The organism is Micromonospora sp. NPDC049060, assembly GCF_040649055.1.
GTDB lineage: Bacteria > Actinomycetota > Actinomycetes > Mycobacteriales > Micromonosporaceae > Micromonospora > Micromonospora reichwaldensis.
The window spans coordinates 28,143-45,947 of record NZ_JBEZEV010000043.1 but is presented as its reverse complement, the minus strand read 5'-3'; the positions used below and the strand labels follow the sequence as shown (position 1 = coordinate 45,947).

Below are 17,805 nucleotides of genomic sequence, written 5' to 3'. Positions count from 1 at the left end.
GGTTAGGGGAACCAACGGTGACAGGGCGGTGACCATGGGCGAGGACGTCGGCGTACGGCACGGCCGGCGCCCAGCGGTCCCTGCTCCGGTCAGTCGCGGCCGAGGTCGTGCGGCACGGTGACCGTCACGGTGCAGCCGACCGGGCGGCCGATCTCGTCGTGTCCCGCGTAGGTCAGGGAGTAGACCCTGTCCCCACCGGCGCCGTCGCGTTCGGCCCGCAGCCGACCGCTGGTGCCCGGGGTGCCGACGGTGAAGCCGCTGACGTCCGCGGCGTCGCCGCCGGTCACCGCCGTCAGGTTGAGCGCGTACGGGCCGAGGACCCCGTCGCGCAGGTCCGCCGTCACGGTGACGTCGACCATCTGGTGGTTCGGCGGCCACAGCACCGGCCGGTCCACCACGCAGTCCACGTCGCGGGTGGGCACCGGCCGGTCCAGGGTGGCGACGGCATGGCCGATCGTCGCGGTGAGCCGCCCGCCGGCCTCGTAGTACATGTGCGCGGTGCGCCCCTCGAAATAGAACGTCGGCGCGGCCGAGCGCCCCAGGTCGGGCGCGGCGACCATCGAGTCGTGCACGACGCCGAGGTGGACCTCCCGGTCGAAATTCTCGCCGACGTCCACGGCGTGCATGTTGCCGTCGGCCGCGTGGAAGATCACGAGGTTGCGGCCGTTCCAGCGCAGGAAGAACGGGCCCGAGGCGTTCGGGCCCTGGATGCCCTGCGGGGTGACGATCGGGTCGGGCTGGATCGTCCAGGTGCGCGCGTCCGGGGAGACCGCCCAGCGGATCCGCCGGGACACCGGCCCGGTCGGCCCGGGCGGCGCGGCGGTCGGGTTGTCCATGAAGAGCATCAGGTACCGACCGCCCAGCCGCGGCACGGCGTGCTCGAACACCCGGGCGTAGGAGGTCTCCCCGCCGGTGCTGTCGTCGCGGCTGATCGCCGTCCCGCCGTAGTCGAAGTGGATGCCGTCCTCGGAGGTGGCGTACCGGGTGATCGAGTTCTCGCCGTGGAAGTAGAGGAACAGCTTGCGCTCCCCCTCCACCCAGACGGCGTGCGGGGAGGAGATGTGGCTGACCGTGGAGTAGTGGGGCAGCCAGGTGTTGCCGATCAACGGGTTGGCCCGGTACTCGGTCCACGGACCGTTCATCGAGTCCGCGTACGCCAGGGCGATCCCGCCGGGCCGCTCGTGGGGCGCGTAGTACAGGTAGTAGGTGCCCAGCGGGTTGGGGAAGTAGTCGGCGGCCCGGATGACGCTCGGGAAGATGAACTCGTTTGTCGGGTTGTAGGTCAGGGCGCTCTTGTCGAACGCGGTGCCCGCGTAGGTGAAGCGCGGGAAGTCGAAGGCCGGATCGGCGGCGGCTGGAGCCGCACCGGCCAGCGTGGTCACCAGCATGCCCGCGCCGGCTGCCGCCACGGCGGCGCGACCGGGCACTCGGACGGGTGCTTTCGTCATCGCTGTTCCTGCTCTGTCGGGGGATGGTGGGGCTCCCCCACCGCTCGGGCGGGCCGTCGACGTACGGGGCCGTCGACGGAGGAGCCCAGGAGGTGGGGACGGGTACGCCCGGTGACGAGTGTGGACGCCGCGCAGCACGCCGCAGGGCGGCACGAAGTCACGCTGCGTGAGACGGTCGGCCACCGCGAGGGTGAGCAGGCCGCCCGGGTCAGGTGCTAATACGTATTACCATCAATCCTTCTCGAATGCTGCTCGACCCGGGCGGGTCTTGTCAAGGGGACGGCCGCCAGCCTCGGCCGGGCGGCCCATCGGCTCCGCCGGGAGCCACCCGGTCGCGACGGCGGGGCGGGCCGCCCGGAGCTAATCCGCATTACTCCAGGGAATTCATCTCCGAGAAATCTCTGCGTCCACCTCTTGACACAAACCCGGTCGGCCCGCCAGGCTCCTCCCCAACGCCGAGCGCTAATACGCATTAGCCGCACCGGAAGGACCTGTCGTGCCCTCTACACCCCGACGCGTCACGCAGCGTGACATCGCGCGGCTGGCTGGCGTCAGTCAGGCGACCGTGTCGCTGGTGCTCAACAACCGGGCCGACGCCGACATCCGCATCGCGCCCGAGACCCGCGACCGCGTGCTGCGGACCATCGCGGAGACCGGGTACGCCGCCGATCCCGTCGCCCGCCGGCTCGCCGCTCGGTTCAACCGGATCATCGGCGTCTTCACCTACGAACCCGCCTTCCCCAGCGGCAGCCGCGACTTCTTCCACCCCTTCCTGCTGGGCATCGAGGAGTACGCGGAACGGGCCGGCTGCGACCTGCTGCTGTTCACCAGCGCCCCGGTGGTCGACGGTCGGCGCCGCATCTTCCACCAGGACAACCGGCTCCGCCTCGCCGACGGCTGCATCCTGCTCGGGCAGGAGATCGACGCCGCGGAGCTGCACCGGCTCAACCGCGACGGCTTCCCGTACGTCGCCGTCGGCCGTCGCGACGACGCCGGCGGCCCGGTGCCGTACGTCGGTGCCGACTACGCGACGGCGGTGGGCGAGCTGGTCGCCCTGGCCCTCGCCCGCGGTCACCGGCGCCTGGCCTACCTGAACACGGACCTGACCGCGGAGTCCTCGGCGGACCGGCGGCGCGGGTTCGCCGCGGCCGCGACGGCCGCGGAGAGCGCCCGCCACCTGACGACCGTCGCCCGGGACGCCGAGGCCATCCTCGACGACCTGCTGGCCGACGGGACCACGGTGGCCTTCGTCGAGGACTTCGCCACCGCCGTGGCGCTGGCGCTGGCCAGCCGGCGGCGCGGCCTGGGCGTGCCCGGCGACCTGTCGATCCTGACCCTCGGCGACCCGACGGTCCCGGTCCCCACCGACCTCGCGTTCACCGGATTCCGCATCCCCCGCGAGGAGATGGGCCGGCAGTCGGTCGAGGTCCTCGCCAGCGTCATCGACGGCAGCGCCGTCGGCATCCAGCAGCGGCTCCTGCCCTGCGAACTCGTCGAGGGCGACACCCTCGGCACCCCTGATCGGCGGTCCACCGCAGCTGAGCGGTGACCGTGCAACCCGGAAGGAAGCAAGTGGTACAGATGCGTGCGGACGTCCTCGTCGTCGGGGGCGGGCTGGGCGGGGTGGCGGCGGCGCTCGCCGCGGCCCGGGCCGGCCGGTCGGTCATCCTGACCGAGGAGTTCGACTGGCTCGGCGGGCAGCTCACCAGCCAGGCCGTCCCGCCGGACGAGCACTCCTGGATCGAACAGTTCGGCGCCACCGCGAGCTACCGGGCCCTGCGCACCGGAATCCGCGACTACTACCGCCGGCACTACCCGCTCACCGAGCGGTCGCGGGCCTGGACCGACCTCAACCCGGGAGCCGGCTGGGTGAGCCGGGTCTGCCACGAGCCCCGGGTGGCCGTCGCCGTCATCGAGCAGATGCTGGCGCCCTTCCTCGGCTCCGGCCGGCTGACGGTGCTCCAGCCGTACCGGCCGGTCGCCGCGGAGACCGACGGGGACCGGGTGGTCGGGGTGACCGTCGCGCACCGCGACCGCGACGAGCGGATCGACCTCGTCGCGCCGTACATCCTGGACGCGACGGAGACCGGCGAGCTGCTGCCGCTGACCGGCACCGAGTACGTCACCGGCTTCGAGTCGCAGGCCGACACCGGCGAGCCCAGCGCGCCGGCCGAGGCGCAGCCGATGAACATGCAGGCCGTCTCCGTCTGCTTCGCGCTCGACCACGTCGACGGCGACCACACCATCGAGCGGCCGGCGAACTACGACTTCTGGCGCGACTACAAGCCCGACTTCTGGGGCGACCGGCTGCTGTCCTGGCGGTCGCCGCACCCGCGCACCCTGGAGATCGTCGAGCGCAGCTTCACGCCCAACCCGGACGACGACCCGCTGGCCGTCAACGCCGACCAGCGGCTCAACCCCGGCGACGGCAACCTCTGGACGTTCCGGCGCATCGCCGCCCGGCGCAACTTCACCGACGGCGCGTACGACAGCGACATCACGCTGGTGAACTGGCCGATGATCGACTACTTCGAGGGTCCGGTCATCGACGTGCCGAACGCGTCGTGGCACCTGAGCAAGGCCCGCGAGCTGTCGTACTCGGTGCTCTACTGGATGCAGACCGAGGCGCCCCGGCCGGACGGCGGGACCGGCTTCCCCGGCCTGCGCCTGCGCGGCGACGTGACCGGCAGCCGCGACGGCCTGGCGCAGGCGCCCTACATCCGGGAGTCGCGCCGCATCCGGGCCGAGTACACGGTCGTCGAGCAGGACCTGTCGCTGGCCGTGCGCGGCGAGCACGGCGCGGTCGCCTACCCGGACTCGATCGGCGTCGGGATGTACCGCATCGACCTGCACCCCTCCACCGGCGGCGACAACTACATCGACGTCGGGTCGTGCCCGTTCGAGATCCCGTTGGGCGCGCTGATCCCGCAGCGGGTCGAGAACCTGCTCCCGGCCGGCAAGAACATCGGCACCACCCACATCACCAACGGCAGCTACCGGCTGCACCCGGTCGAGTGGAACGTCGGCGAGGTCGCCGGCCTGCTCGCCGACTTCTGTCTGGCCCGGGGCGAGTCCCCGCGCGCGGTCCGCGGCACCCCCCGCCTGCTGGCCGACTTCCAGGACCGCCTCTCGGCGGCCGGCGTGGAGATGCGCTGGCCCCAGGTCGCGGGCTACTGAACACCCCCGAAGAGGAGAAGATCATGAGATTGGGAAAGGCTGTGCGCGGTGTCGCGGCGACACTGGCCGGCGTCCTCGCGTTGTCCGCCTGCGGCGGCGGTGACGACGCCGCGGACAAGGGTCCCGCCAACCTGCGGATGACCGTCTGGTCGGCCAACGAGGCGCACCTCAAGCTGTTCAACGAGATCGCCGACGAGTACCGCAAGAGCCACCCGGACGTCGCGTCCATCAAGTTCGACCCGCTGCCGTTCGAGAACTACACCACGACGCTGACCACCCAGATCGCCGGCGGCAACGCGCCCGACCTGGCCTGGGTGTTCGAGAACTCGGCCCCCGACTTCGTCGCCTCCGGCGCGCTGCTGCCGCTGGACGAGAAGCTCAAGAAGACCGAGGGCTACCAGTACGACGACATCTCCCCCGCCACGCTCAAGCTCTGGCAGGACGGGGGCAAGCTGTACGCGTACCCGTTCTCCACCTCGCCGTTCGGCGTCTTCGTCAACACCGACATGCTCAAGAAGGCCGGGCAGAAGACCCCGGCCGAGCTGATCGCCGCCGGGCAGTGGAACTGGGACACCGCGCTGACCGTCGCCGGCGCCACCGCCGCGTCGAGCGGCAAGGCCGGCCTGGTGATCCGCGACTTCGACTACAAGGGCTGGGACAACCTGTCGACCCTCTGGACGGGTTGGGGCGCCCAGGCGTGGAGCGAGGACGGCAAGTCCTGCGGCTTCGCCGCCCCGGAGATGGTCGAGGCGATGACCACCCTGCACAAGGCGATCTTCACCGGCAAGGCGCTGCCCGGCCCGGGTACGACCGCCGACTTCTTCGCCGGTGACGCCGCCATGACGGTCACCCAGATCTCCCGCGCCTCGCTGCTGAAGCCGGACGGCTTCGGCTGGGACCTGGTGCCGCTGCCGGCCGGGCCGAAGGGCAACTACTCGGTGGTCGGCCAGGCCGGCGTCGGCGTGATGAAGAAGAGCAAGCACGCGGACGCGGCGGCGGACTTCCTCGCCTTCCTGACGAACCCCACCAACTCGGCCAAGCTGGCCCAGTTCTTCCCGCCGCCGCGCCAGTCGCAGCTCACCGCGGAGACGCTGGCCAAGACGAACCCGACGCTCAAGCCCGAGCAGTTGCAGAAGGTCGTCATCGACGGCATCACCAACGGCGTGGTGAAGCCCAGTCACGCCGGGCAGGCCGAGCTGAGCCAGCAGGTGCGCGCCGGGCTCGACCCGCTCTGGAAGGCCGACGCGGACGTCAAGGCCGTCCTCGAGGGTGTCTGCACCAAGATCCAGCCGCTGCTGGCGAAGTAGGGCAGTCTGACCATGTCCCAGACGGACACGACGGTGGGCGGGGTCGAGGCCCCGCCCACCCGGGACCGGTCGCGGCCGTACTGGACCAGCCGCCGCCGCGACCAGCTCACCGGTTACCTGTTCATCGCTCCCCAACTGCTCGGCAGCGTCGTCTTCGTGATCCTGCCGCTGATCCTGGTGGTCTGGTACAGCCTGCACGAGTGGAACGTGCTGGCCGGCACGTTCGAGTTCGTCGGCACCGAGAACTACGCGAACCTCGCCGACGACACGAACCTCGGCTCGGTGCTGCGGGCCACCGGCCTGTTCTCGGTCGGGCTGGTGGTGTTCAACCTCGGCCTGGCCCTGCTGCTCGCCGTACTGCTCAACCAGAAGCTGCGCGGGACGATCGTGTTCCGCACCCTGTTCTTCTCCCCCGTGGTCGTCTCGCTGGTCGCCTGGACCATCGTGTGGGGGTTCCTGCTGCAGGACAACGGCGGCGTGAACGGCCTGCTCGACACGGTCGGCGTGGACGGGCCGAACTGGCTGCGCGGTGAGGGCACCGCCATGTTCTCGGTCGTCGTGGTGCAGGTGTTCAAGAACGTCGGCCTGAACATGGTGCTCTTCCTGGCCGCGCTCCAGGGCGTGCCGGCCGAGCTGTACGAGGCCGCCGAGGTGGACGGGGCCAGCCGGCTGCGCCAGTTCTGGCGGATCACCGTACCGATGATCAGCCCGACCATCCTGCTCACGTCGATCATCACGGTGGTCGGCTCGTTGCAGGTGTTCGCGCAGATCGCGGTGCTCACCCAGGGCGGCCCCGGCACCTCGACCACGGTGCTCGTCTACTACCTGTACCAGCAGGCGTTCCAGTTCCACCACTTCGGTTACGGCGCCACCCTGTCGATCGTCCTGTTCGTCATCGTGCTCGCGCTCACCGTGCTCCAGTGGCAGATGCGTAAGAGGTGGGTCCACCATGAGTCGTGAGCTGTCGCGCCGGACCAAGCTGGTGCTCTACGGGGTGCTGATGGTCCTGGCGGTCCCGTTCGTCTTCCCGACCTGGTGGATGGTCACCTCGTCGCTGAAGCCGGTGGCGGACATCTTCGCCTTCCCGCCGAAACTGCTGCCGGTCGACGCGGAGCTGGACGCGTACCGGCGGGTGTTCGAGTTGCAGCCGTTCGGTCAGCAGTACCTGAACAGCCTCTACATCGCGCTGGTGGTCACCGTCGGCACCCTGGCTGTGGCGGCGCTGGCCGGGTACGCCTTCGCCCGGATCCGCTTCCGTGGCCAGAACGTGCTCTTCCTGGTGATCCTCGCCGGCCTGCTCATCCCGAGCGAGGTGACGATCGTGCCGCTGTTCCAGATGTTCTTCAAGCTGGGCCTGGTCGACACCCACTGGCCGCTGATCCTGGTGCCGATCCTCGGGGCGCCGAGCGTGCTGGCGACCTTCATCATGCGGCAGTTCTTCATCAGCCTCCCCGGCGAGTTGGAGGAGGCGGCCCGGGTGGACGGGCTGGGGCGGTTCGCCACCTTCTGGAAGATCGCCCTGCCGCTGTCCCGGCCCGCGCTGGGCGCGGTCGCCATCTTCACCTTCCTGCACAGCTGGAACCTCTACCTGGAACCGATCGTGTTCCTCTCCTCGCCCGAGAAGTTCACCCTGCCGCAGGCGCTCACCCAGTTCGTCGACGCCTACGGCGGCCCGATGTGGAACGTCCAGCTCGCCGCGGCGTCGATGACCGCGCTGCCGGTCCTGGTGGTCTTCGTCATCGCGCAGAAGCAGTTCGTCGAGGGCCTGGCGCACACCGGGCTCAAGGGATGACGGTGCCGGCGGCCCTGGTGGGCCTCGACATCGGCGGCACCAAGACGGCGGCGGCGCTGGTCGGACCCGACGGGCAGGTGCTCGGGCGTCGCCTGGCGCCCACCCCGGCCGGGTCGGGGCCGGCGGCCGTGCTGGACACCGCCGCGGGGCTCGTCCGGGAGCTGCTCGATTCGGGCGGCGCCGGCCCGGTCGGCGTGGGCACCGCCGGCACGGTCGATCCGGGCACCGACACCATCCGGTACGCCACCGACAGCCTGCCCGGCTGGGCCGGCACACCGGTCGCCGACGAGTTGGCCGGGCGGCTGGCCCGGCCGGTCCGGGTCACCAACGACGTGAACGCCGCCGCGCTCGGCGAGAGCTGGGTCGGCGCGGGCCGGGACCGGCGGGACCTGGTGCTGGTCGCGGTCGGCACGGGCCTGGGCGGCGCGATGCTCCAGCACGGCCGGATCTCCACCGGTGCCCGGGGCGGCGCCGGCGAGGTGGGGCACCTCCCGGCTCCCGGCGCCGAGCGGCTGCGCTGCGGGTGCGGCCGGTACGGGCACCTGGAGGGCATCGCCTCGGGCACGGGACTCTCCGGCGCGTACGCCCTCGAGACCGGTGAGCGGATCACCGGGCGGGCCGTGGCCGAGCGGGCGGCGGCCGGTGAACCGATCGCCCGGGAGGTGGTGGACCGCGCCGCCACGGCCCTCGGCCGGGCGCTCGCGGGGCTGGTCGCCCTGCTCGATCCGCAGGCGGTGGTGCTCGCGGGCGGGGCGGCCGACGCCCTGTTCCCCGGCGCCCGCGCCGCCTTCACCGCCGAACTACCCGCGGCCTGGGCGGACGTGTCCCTGCTCCCGGCGGCGCTCGGCGCGGACGCGGTCGTCGTCGGCGCCGCCCGGCTGGCGGGCCTCCCGGGCCCCGGCCGGCAGGCGGACGGCAGCTCCGCCGTGGTCACCGACGAGAGGACGAGAACGTGAGTGTGTTCGACGAGCTGGCCGGCGGCCTCGTGGTCTCCTGCCAGCCGGTGCTCGACGACCCCGACGACCCGATGCGCGACCCGTACGTGCAGGCCCGGGTGGCCGCGGCGGTGGTACGGGGCGGCGCGGTCGCCGTCCGGGCCAACGGCACCGCCGACGTCCGGGCCATCCGCGCCGCCGTCGACGTGCCGGTCATCGGGCTGCACAAGCAGGGCGTCGAAGGGGTCTTCATCACCCCGACGGCGGCGCACGCGCTCGACGTGGCCGCGGCCGGGGCGCACATCGTCGCCGTCGACGCCACCGACCGTCCCCGCCCGGACGGGCGCAGCTTCGCCGACACGGTCCGGGCGGTCCGGGAGCGCAGCGACGCGCTGGTCCTCGCCGACGTCTCCACCGTCGAGGAGGGGGTGGCCGCCGTGCGGGCCGGTGCGGACGCCGTCGCGACCACCCTCTCCGGCTACACCCCGGCCAGCCCGCCGACCGACGGGCCGGACCTGACGCTGGTGGCCCGGCTCGCCGACCTGCTGGCGGTGCCGGTGATCGCCGAGGGCCGCTACCGCAGCGCCGAGCAGATCGGGCAGGCGTTCGCGGCGGGCGCCCACTCCGTGGTGATGGGCAACGCGATCACCTCGCCGCTGTGGCTCACCCGTCGCCTGGTGCCGGCCACCCCGGCGGGCGCCCGGCTCACCTGACGGCGCGGGTGCGCCGCGGCGCCGCGGCGGTGGTCCCGGGCACGACGGCGCAGGGCAGGCTGCGTTGCAGGGCGTCGGCGCTCGGCGCGGGACCGACCAGCTGTTCGAAGAGCAGTCGCACGGCCCCCGCGCCCATCTGCTCGCGGGGGATCCGGAAACCGGTCCAGTCGATGTCGCCGGGACTGCCGTCCTCGGCGTCGCCGAGCTGGGCCAGCGACAGGTCCCCGGGGACGGACATCCCCCGGGCCAGCGCCGCCGCCCGGATCCGCGGGGCCAACCCGGACGGCCAGACGACCGCCGCGGTGAGGCCGTTGTCGTCGAGCAGGTCGAGTGCCTCGCCGCCGGTCAACCCGGCGCCGTCCAGCACGACCGGGCGGCTGCGGGCGGCGCGTACCGCCTGCTGGTAGCCCTGGGCGCGGTCGGCCGACGGCTCGTCCCGGCGCAGGTCGCCGAGGAAGCCGACCCGTTCGTGGCCGAGGGCGAAGAGCCGCTCGACCACCTCGCGGGTGGCGGTCACGTAGTCGGCTCCGACGTACGGCACGATGCCGGCGTCGGACTCGCGTCGACCGATGAAGGCGAACGGGAAGTCGCGGCCGAGCAGGTCCGCCAGGTCACGCTTGTCGTCGTGGCGTCCGAGCAGGACGCAGCCGTCGGCGACGCCGAGCCGGCGGGAACCGTCGCCGAGCAGGCGCCGCCCCTGCCGGGACGGGGTGCTGGTGAAGAAGAGCAGGTCGCAGTCGAGCTCCTCGGCCTGCGCCTCGACCCCCACCAGGAACGGGTGGTAGAAGTCCCGGCTGTCGCGCGGGAAGACCGGCTCGTAGGTGAAGACGCCGATGATCCGGGTGCGTCCCCCGGCCAGGCGTTGGGCGGCCGGGTTCGCGACGTACCCGGTCATCCGGATGGCGTCGAGCACGCGTTGACGGGTCTGCTCACCGACGCGTCGGCGACCCGTGTCGCCCTCCTTGAGGATCAGTGACACGGTCGCCTGGCTGACCCCGGCGAGCCGGGCGACGTCGGCCTGGGTGGCCCGTCCGTTGGTGCCTGGCATCGTTGTCACCTCCGTGTCCCGGCCGCTCGCCGGGGGCCCGCTCCCGCGCCGTCGCCCCGGCTGGTCATGCGCATGACCACACGATCGCACACGGCGACGTCTCGGGAGCGGGCTGCCGTGAATGATCAGCCCACCGGCCGGCGCAAGTCAATGTTACGCGGGGGTTTCATATTCTGGCGACCCGACCCTTGACAGCTCGGGCCTGCGGAAACATTCTGGTTATGCGCATGACCACATGGTCGCCGACCGGTCCCGACAGGGGCAGGAAAGGCGTACCGATGATCCAAGCTCCACCCCGGCGGGCAGCCGGCCGCCGACCCCCAGCGGGCCGGGCACGGGTCGGCATGCTGGCCGGTTCCCTCCTCCTGGCCGCCACGGCCGTGGCGCCGGCGGTCGCCGCCCCGCCGGCGGCAGCCCCCACCCCACCGACCGCCTCGACCTCCGTCTACCGGAGCATGCCGACCGACCCGACCGCTGTCGTCCTCGGCAGCGCACAGTTCCCGGTGCACGGCGACGGCGTCGGCGACGACACGGCCTCGGTGCAGGCCGCCATCGACGAGGCCTCCCGCCGGGGCGGCGAGAACTGGCTGGGCAACATCGTCGGCGGGGCACGCAACGTCACCGTCGGTGACGGCGGCGGCGTGGTCTTCGTGCCGCAGGGGCGTTACCGCCTCTCCCGGCAGGTGGACCTGCACGCCTCGGTACGCCTGATCGGGTTCGGCGCCGCGCGGCCCGAGTTCGTCCTCGGCGAGTCCACCCCCGGCTTCCAGGACGGCAACCAGTCCTTCCTCTTCGCCGCGCTGCGCCGGCCCTTCCAGCCCGGCGCGGCCCGCAGCTTCGGCAACAACGACACCTTCGGCACCGGCCTGGTCAACCTGGACATCCGGATCGGGCCCGGCAACCCCGCCGCGGTGGCCGTACGCTTCAGCGGCGCCCAGATGTTCGTCCTCCAGGACCTCGACATCCACGTGGGTACGGGATACGCCGGCATCGACCACAACGCCAACCTGATCCAACGGGTCAACGTGTACGGCGGCACGGTCGGCATGCTGGCCTTCGCCGCCTCGCCCGGCTGGCAGACCACGCTGCTGGACACCACATTCACCGGTCAACGCGAGGCGGCCGTCAAGCTGCACACGGACAGCAAGCTGAGCCTGATCCGCAACCGCTTCGCCGACTCGCCGGCCGGCATCGTCGCCACCCCGAACCAGACCCAGCGCCTCTACGTGCAGGACTCGGTCTTCGAGAACATCAGCGGGGCGGCGATCACCCTCAACGACAGCGAGTCCGTCGCGGGTGGCAGCGAGCCGGAACTCGTCCGCGCCCAGAACCAGCTCAACGTGGTCGACACCGGGGTCACCGGCACCGGTGCGCTGCTGACCACCGTGCCCAGCGGACGCACCTGGGTCGGCCCCGGCCCGTCGTACCTGGTGCGCGACGCCACGCTCGGACTCCGGGTCGACGACGCGCTCGGCGACACCGAACGGCGTACCGACGGCGTCCTGGTCTCCGCGACAGCGGCCGCGCCGCCGAGCTTCGCCCGGCTGCTGCGCACCGACGCGCCCCTGCCACCGGCCACCGACGGCTGGGTCAACGTGGTCGAGTACGCCGCCGCCAGGGGCGTCACGGTCGGCAGCGGCACCAGCGACGACCACGCCATCTTCCAGCGGGCCCTCGACGAGCACGACACCGTCTACGTGCCGATGGGGCAGTACCTGATCGGGAACACCCTGCGGCTGCGGCCACAGAACAACCTGATCGGCCTGCACCCCCGCCAGACCTGGCTGAAGCTGCCGGAGAGCGCCGCCGGATTCACCGACCCGCAGCGGCCCAAGGCGATGATCCAGACCCCGCTCGGCGGGCGGAACCAGGTCACCGGCCTCGGCCTGGACTCCGCGCAGCAGACCGCGGGCTCGGTGCACGTGCACTGGCGCTCCGGTGAGCGCAGCTACCTCGCCGACATCGCCACCCAGTTCGTGAAGTGGCACCCGGAGCAGACCGCGCCCGGCGACCCCGGCGCCGGTGATCCCGGATACCAGTACCGGGGCCGGCACAGGTACAGCTTCTGGGTGCAGGGCGGCGGCGGGACCTTCGCCAACATCTGGAGCGTCGCCGGCTGGGCCGACAACGGGTTCCTCGTCGAGGACACCTCGGTGCGCGGCCGGATGTACGAGGTCTCCGTCGAGCACCACGAGCACCGCGAGGTCGTGCTGCGCCGCGTCCGCAACTGGCAGCTGCACGCGCTGCAGACCGAGGACCACATCTACGGCTGGCGGTCCCAGGCCGTCGAGCTGGACGACGTGCACGACGTCCTGTTCGGCAACACGGTCTTCTTCCGGGTGGCCACCGTGCAGGGCCCGTACCCGTACGCGGTGGGACTGCGCGACAGCAGCGGCATCGTGATCCGGGGCACCCGGGGCTACCGGCCGGACAACGTGGCAAACACCCGGTGGGGCGCCACCGTCGCCGACGTGACGACCGGCCGGACGGTGCCGGAGATCGAGGTGGCGTACCTGGGGGTCGGGGTGACCGGCAGGAAGGCCGACCCGGCCGGCGCCCACGTCGCGCTGGACACGCCGGAGATCCGGGTGCTGCCCGGCCGGGCCGGGAGCGCCGTGCTGCGGGTACGCAACGACGGCCCCGCCCCGCTCACCGCCCTGACGGTCGGCGTCGACGCGCCGCCCGGCTGGCAGGTGCGGGCGCGGCCGGAGACCACCCGGCTGCCCGCGGGCGCCACCACGCCGGTCGCGGTGAGCGTGCAGGTCCCCGCCGACGCGGTGACCGACGGCACGGTCCGGTTGACCGTCGCGTTCACCCGGGGCAACCACCGGCAGGAGATCACGCAGACCCTGCGGGTGGGCGTGGCCGGGGAGAACCTCGCCCGGGGCGCCGCGGTGCAGGCGAGTTCGGTGCTCTCCAGCAACGTCGCCGCCAACGCGGTGGACGGTGACCGGACGGGCGCCCGCTGGATCTCCGGCTCGGCCGACCCGGCACCGTCGCTCACCCTGGATCTCGGTGGGCCGGCGGAGCTCCAGCGGCTCGACCTCTACAGCGGGGTGGCCGGCTCGGAGAGCCTGCGGGTGCGGGCGTTCCGGGTGGAGGCCCTGGTCGACGGGGCCTGGACGACCATCGGTTCGGCCGGGGCGAACACCGCCAGCCCGGCCCGGGTCGACCTCGCCGGCGCGCCGACCGGGATCCGACAGGTCCGGCTCGTGTTCACCGAACCCAGCCCGACCGACGGGCTGGCCCGGGTCTTCGAGGTGGAGATCCACGGCCTCCGCTGACGCTCAGGGAACGGGCCCGGGGCAGCAGACCGTCAGCGCCCCGGGCACCACCCGCACCTTGAGCTTCGTGACCTCTCCCCGGGCGCCGCCGTCCAGCTCGTACGTGCGGGGCGCGGCGAGCCGGACCTTGATCCTGCGGCCCCGGGTGATCCGCACGAACGGCGACTCCTCCGAGCGGCCGGCGGCCATCCGGCCGAGGGTGCGCGCCCAGTCCACCGCGCCGTCGGCGGTCGACACGCCGACCTCCAGGCAGCCGTCGTCGGGGCGGGCGTCGTCGAACGCCGGGATGCCGCCGGTGATCGTGCCGACGTTGCCGAACAGCACGCAGCTCGCGTCGCCGTCGAACCACTCCGTGCCGTCGACGGTGATCCGCGTGCCGACCAGTTCGCCCCGGACGTGCCGCAGCCCCGTCCACATGTAGGCGAGGCGACCGAGCTTGCCCTTCAGCGTGCGGTCCGCCTCGCGGATCAGGTCGCCGTCGAAGCCGGCACCGGCCATCACGGCGAAGTGCTCGCCGTTGAGCCGGCCCAGGTCGAGACAGCGGCGCCGGCCGTGCAGGCCGATGCGGACGGCCTCGGGGAGGTCCTCCGGCACGCCCAGGTTGGCGGCGAAGAGGTTGGCGGTGCCGGCGGGCAGGATCGCCATCGGGACGCCGGAGCCGGCGAGGGTGTCGGCGCAGCGCTGCACCATGCCGTCGCCGCCCCACACGAAGACCAGCTCGGCGCCCTTCTTCAGCGCCTTGCGGACCTTCTTCGGCGCCTTGCGGCTCTTCGGCACCTCGTACCAGACGAGGTCCTCGACGCCCGCGCCCGCCAGCTCCGCGCGCAGCTCGTCGAGGCCGCCGCCGAGGGTCTTCTTCCGGTGTGCGACGACCGCGACCGTGCCCACCCGGACGGCGGTCGCCGGCTCGTCGCCGACCGTGCTGCTCGTGCCCATGACCGCCGTGGTACCCGGCCGGCACGGTTTCCACGCCCGGCCGACGGGCAGGGCCGACGGTACGGCGAGGCCGGTCCGACCACGGGCGCGGGTGTGGCCGGTCGGCGCGGCGCCTCGGCGTGCGCCCCGCCGACCGGCCCGCCGGCGCGGCGGCGGTACGGGCGAGGGGAACCGCCTCACCGCCGGGCCGGACGCCGCCCCCGGGTCGACACGAACTGGTAGGACATCACGACGAACCCGGGGTCGCGCAGCAGCCGACGGAACGCCTCCAGCTGGCCGGGCGACACCCCCGCCTCGATCAGCTCCGGCGCCAACTGCCGGGAGTTCGTCTCGTACAGCGACGCGCCGAGCGAGCCACCGGGCCAGCTCTCGGAGTGGGTGACCGTGTCGACCTCGATGAGTCCCGCCGACGCGAGGTGGGCGTGCACGTCCTGCGCCCAGGCCAGGTCCGCGCCGTGGCTCTGCAGGACGCCGAGCATCGCGTCCGTCACGTGGGTGAAGAGCTTCGCCGCGTCGTCGCTCGGCGCGGTCAGTACGCGCAGCGGGGCCGTGCAGTCGAACTCCTCGACCACCAGCCACCCGCCCGGGGCCAGCGCGCCGGCCAGTGAGGCCAGTACGCGCCGCCGCTCCGGCAGGTGGAGCAGCACGAGCCGGGCGTGGATGAGGTCGAAGGCGTCGCCGGGCGGCGGCTCGCTGCGCACGTCGTGCCGCCGGACGTCGAGGTTTCCCGCGGGGGCGAGGTGGGCGACATCGATGTCGGTCGCCAGCACGCGCCCCGCCGGGCCGACCGCCCCGGCCATGCTCCGGGCGACCGAGCCCCCGCCGGCGCCGACCTCCCAGCACACGCCGCCCGGGGTGAGCACCGGGGCGCCGATCCGGGCCGCGGTGATCGGGTCCAGGAAGGACTCCAGCGCCCGTAGCTGGGGCACCGCCTCCGGGGAGCCGTTGTCGAAGGTGTACTCGGTGTCACGGATGTCTGTCGGCATCGTCGCTCGTTCCTGTCGAAGGCGGTCGGGTCAGGTGCGCGGGGCCGGCCGGGCACCGGGCACCGGTCGGGAGCCGGCAGCTCCGCGACGGCGGCGACGCTGAGCATCGCCGCCAGGCGGCCCGGCTCGGCCCGGGCCTCGTCCGCCGGGCGGTCGTAGACCACCCGGCCGTACTCGAGCACCGCGATCCGGTCCGCGATCTCGACGGCGTGCTGGAGCTGCTGCTCGACGAGGAGCACGGCCAGCCCGGTCCTGGCCAGGGTGCCGACGAGGTCGCGTACCCGGGCGGCCAGGCCGGGCGCCAGCCCTTCGCACGGCTCGTCCAGCAGCAGCACCCGGGGCTGGCCGAGCAGGGCCCGGGCGATCGCCAGCATCTGCTGCTCGCCGCCGGAGAGCTGGTCGCCGCGATGGCGCAGCCGGGCCGCCAGCCGGGGCAGCAGCTCCAGGACCCGCGCGACGGTCCACCCCTCGGTCGACGGGTGTGAAGACGTGACTTCGGAGCGTAGTCGCCGGCCGGAGGCCGCCGGCCGGGCCGCGGCGACCCCACGGGTCCGCGCGCAGCCGATCGGGCGCCGCACGGCACGGTCCGACGCCCCCGCCCGCAGAACAGGACCGACGCCGCCACGAGACGGCTGGTCACCCGGCGACGGGCGCCGCCGGAGCACCGGACGGTACCGTCGTGTCGAGGACCACCGGCAGGCTGCGGTGCGCGCGGAAGGCGATGTTGACCTTGTACGAGCGGCGATGGCCGGGGGCCAGGCGCAGTCCGGGAACCGCTCGGCAGAGCCGGGTCAGCGCCATTTCCGCCTCCAGCCGGGCCAGCGCCGCGCCGATACAGAAGTGCGGCCCGTGCCCGAACGAGAGGTGCCCGTCCGCGTCGGACCGGTGCGGATCGAATTGTTCCGGCCGGGCGAACACCGCCGGATCCCGGTTGGCGGCGCCGATCAGCAGCAGGCAGCGCGCACCCGCCGGAATGGTGACGCCGTCCAGGGTGACGGGTCGGCGGGTCACCCGCAGCCAGCCGTCGATGGCGGGCGCGAAACGCAGCGTCTCGGTCAGGAACGCGGGTATCCGGCGCGGGTCCTCGCCGAGTTCCCGCCACCGGCCCGGGCCCGACAGCGCCTGGTCGAGCGCGTGGGCGAGCAGCCCGGCCGTGGTCTCGTGCCCGGCGACCAGGAGGTTGAACACGATGCTCGACACCTCGGCCACCGTGAGCACCTCGTCGTCGCCGTCGCGGTACGCCAGCAGCTGGCTGACGTAGTCGTCGCCGTGCCGGCCACCGCCGAGTCGGGCGGCGACCAACCGCTCGCAGTAGCACCAGAACTCCCACAGGTCCCGGGCCAGCCGGACCTGCTCGGCCGGGTCCGGCTGTCCCCAGAGCAACGCGATCTGGCCGTCCCCCCAGGCCCTGACCCGCCCGACGTCCTCCTCCGGTACGCCGAGGATGTCGAGCAGGACCAGCAGGGGCAGTTCGGTGGTGAACTCGCCGACGAGGTCCGCCCGCCCGTCGGCGCGGCCGACGAGCCGGGACACCAGTTCGTCGACCCGGCGCTCGACGATCGCGCCGTACCGGCGCTCGACGCGTTCGGCGGTGTTGGCGAAGGTCGCCCGCAGGGCCCGGCGGGTCCGGGGGTGCACCGGGGGGTCCGCGGCGGCAGTGGTGGGCGGCGCGTCGATGCGGGCGATGAACTCCATCGCCTCGGGGCAGACGTCGTAGATCGGGGCGAGAGTGAGGGCGTTGCCGAAGGCCTCCCCGTCACCGAGCGCGCGGCGCACGTCGGCGTGCCGGGTGATCAGCCACAGCCCCAGCTCCGGGTCGTGGCGCACCCCCTCGGGCTCGTCGAGGAGCCGCCGCCACACCTGCGCCGGATCGGTCAGATACGCCCCCGCGAACGGATCCAATCGCATGACCGCCTCCTCGAGCGCCATGGCCGCGAACGGAATCGCCTAACGACTCCCGGGGCTCCGGTTACCGCCGCACGCTTCACGGTGCGCCAATTCCGGGAGCAAGTCAATATCGGCGTTCTTCAATGCGGCGGTACGCAATTTCCACGCCTTCGGCCACGCGCGCACCACGTCGCCCTGCAAGTTGCGGAATGTTCCTTGCCCGCTGGTCGCGACGTTGAACACGGTAGACGACGCAACGGCCGGCGGCCGGGCACTGCGTCGCGACACGGCC

At 73.0% G+C, this 17,805-nt stretch carries 13 protein-coding genes and 1 pseudogene; 8 read left to right on the top strand and 6 right to left on the bottom strand.

The genetic code is table 11. From position 1 onward, the window contains the following. Positions 1-89: 89 nt before the first annotated feature. Positions 90-1,448 (bottom strand): hypothetical protein, encoded by a 1,359-nt coding sequence (locus tag AB0B83_RS17415; protein ID WP_357579051.1) that lies wholly within the window; start codon positions 1,446-1,448, stop codon positions 90-92. 496 nt (positions 1,449-1,944) lie between these two features. On the opposite strand from AB0B83_RS17415, the gene AB0B83_RS17410 reads away from it, so the two are divergent. From AB0B83_RS17410 to AB0B83_RS17380, 7 genes are read left to right on the top strand one after another with little or no spacing between them, the layout of a single operon-like run. Further along, entirely contained in the window at positions 1,945-2,997 is a 1,053-nt protein-coding gene (locus tag AB0B83_RS17410) for a LacI family DNA-binding transcriptional regulator (protein ID WP_357579050.1), read from the top strand. Positions 2,998-3,029: 32 nt separating this feature from the next. Then, on the top strand, positions 3,030-4,625 hold the full coding sequence (locus AB0B83_RS17405; RefSeq protein ID WP_311411092.1) for an FAD-dependent oxidoreductase: 1,596 nt from the start codon (positions 3,030-3,032) through the stop codon (positions 4,623-4,625). 23 nt (positions 4,626-4,648) lie between these two features. Further along, on the top strand, positions 4,649-5,932 hold the full coding sequence (locus tag AB0B83_RS17400; RefSeq protein WP_132239792.1) for a sugar ABC transporter substrate-binding protein: 1,284 nt from the start codon (positions 4,649-4,651) through the stop codon (positions 5,930-5,932). Positions 5,933-5,944: 12 nt separating this feature from the next. Next, complete coding sequence (locus AB0B83_RS17395) at positions 5,945-6,892, top strand: sugar ABC transporter permease (protein ID WP_311411094.1); 948 nt, start codon at positions 5,945-5,947, stop codon at positions 6,890-6,892. Beyond that, positions 6,882-7,724, top strand: a complete 843-nt coding sequence (locus tag AB0B83_RS17390; RefSeq protein ID WP_132239790.1) for a carbohydrate ABC transporter permease — start codon at positions 6,882-6,884, stop codon at positions 7,722-7,724. The genes AB0B83_RS17395 and AB0B83_RS17390 overlap by 11 nt, the downstream gene beginning before the upstream one ends. Further along, positions 7,721-8,680, top strand: a complete 960-nt coding sequence (locus tag AB0B83_RS17385; RefSeq protein WP_357579049.1) for an ROK family protein — start codon at positions 7,721-7,723, stop codon at positions 8,678-8,680. The genes AB0B83_RS17390 and AB0B83_RS17385 overlap by 4 nt, the downstream gene beginning before the upstream one ends. Next, a complete protein-coding gene (locus AB0B83_RS17380) occupies positions 8,677-9,372 on the top strand; it encodes a putative N-acetylmannosamine-6-phosphate 2-epimerase (RefSeq protein ID WP_357579048.1) in 696 nt (231 codons plus the stop codon). The genes AB0B83_RS17385 and AB0B83_RS17380 overlap by 4 nt, the downstream gene beginning before the upstream one ends. Here AB0B83_RS17380 and AB0B83_RS17375 read toward each other — a convergent pair. Next, a complete protein-coding gene (locus AB0B83_RS17375; protein ID WP_357579047.1) occupies positions 9,365-10,420 on the bottom strand; it encodes a LacI family DNA-binding transcriptional regulator in 1,056 nt (351 codons plus the stop codon). The two genes, AB0B83_RS17380 and AB0B83_RS17375, sit on opposite strands and share 8 nt — an antisense overlap. A 344-nt stretch (positions 10,421-10,764) precedes the next feature. Here AB0B83_RS17375 and AB0B83_RS17370 point away from each other — a divergent pair, with 344 nt between their 5' ends. After that, a complete protein-coding gene (locus tag AB0B83_RS17370) occupies positions 10,765-13,704 on the top strand; it encodes a glycosyl hydrolase family 28-related protein (RefSeq protein ID WP_357579046.1) in 2,940 nt (979 codons plus the stop codon). Positions 13,705-13,707: 3 nt separating this feature from the next. Here the strand turns inward: AB0B83_RS17370 and AB0B83_RS17365 are convergent, their stop codons facing one another. The 4 genes and pseudogenes from AB0B83_RS17365 to AB0B83_RS17350 all read right to left on the bottom strand — a co-directional run bounded on the left by AB0B83_RS17365 (position 13,708) and on the right by AB0B83_RS17350 (position 17,534). Further along, positions 13,708-14,640 carry a diacylglycerol kinase family protein gene (locus AB0B83_RS17365; protein WP_357579045.1) on the bottom strand — a complete coding sequence of 311 codons (933 nt, stop codon included), beginning with the start codon at positions 14,638-14,640 and terminating at the stop codon, positions 13,708-13,710. A gap of 176 nt (positions 14,641-14,816) precedes the next feature. Further along, positions 14,817-15,626, bottom strand: a complete 810-nt coding sequence (locus AB0B83_RS17360; RefSeq protein WP_357579044.1) for a methyltransferase domain-containing protein — start codon at positions 15,624-15,626, stop codon at positions 14,817-14,819. Between the two features lie 371 nt (positions 15,627-15,997). After that, positions 15,998-16,204 (bottom strand): annotated as a pseudogene (locus tag AB0B83_RS17355) (ABC transporter); the annotation flags it as partial. Positions 16,205-16,262: 58 nt separating this feature from the next. Continuing rightward, positions 16,263-17,534, bottom strand: a complete 1,272-nt coding sequence (locus AB0B83_RS17350) for a cytochrome P450 (RefSeq protein ID WP_357579043.1) — start codon at positions 17,532-17,534, stop codon at positions 16,263-16,265. Between the last annotated feature and the right edge of the window lie 271 nt (positions 17,535-17,805).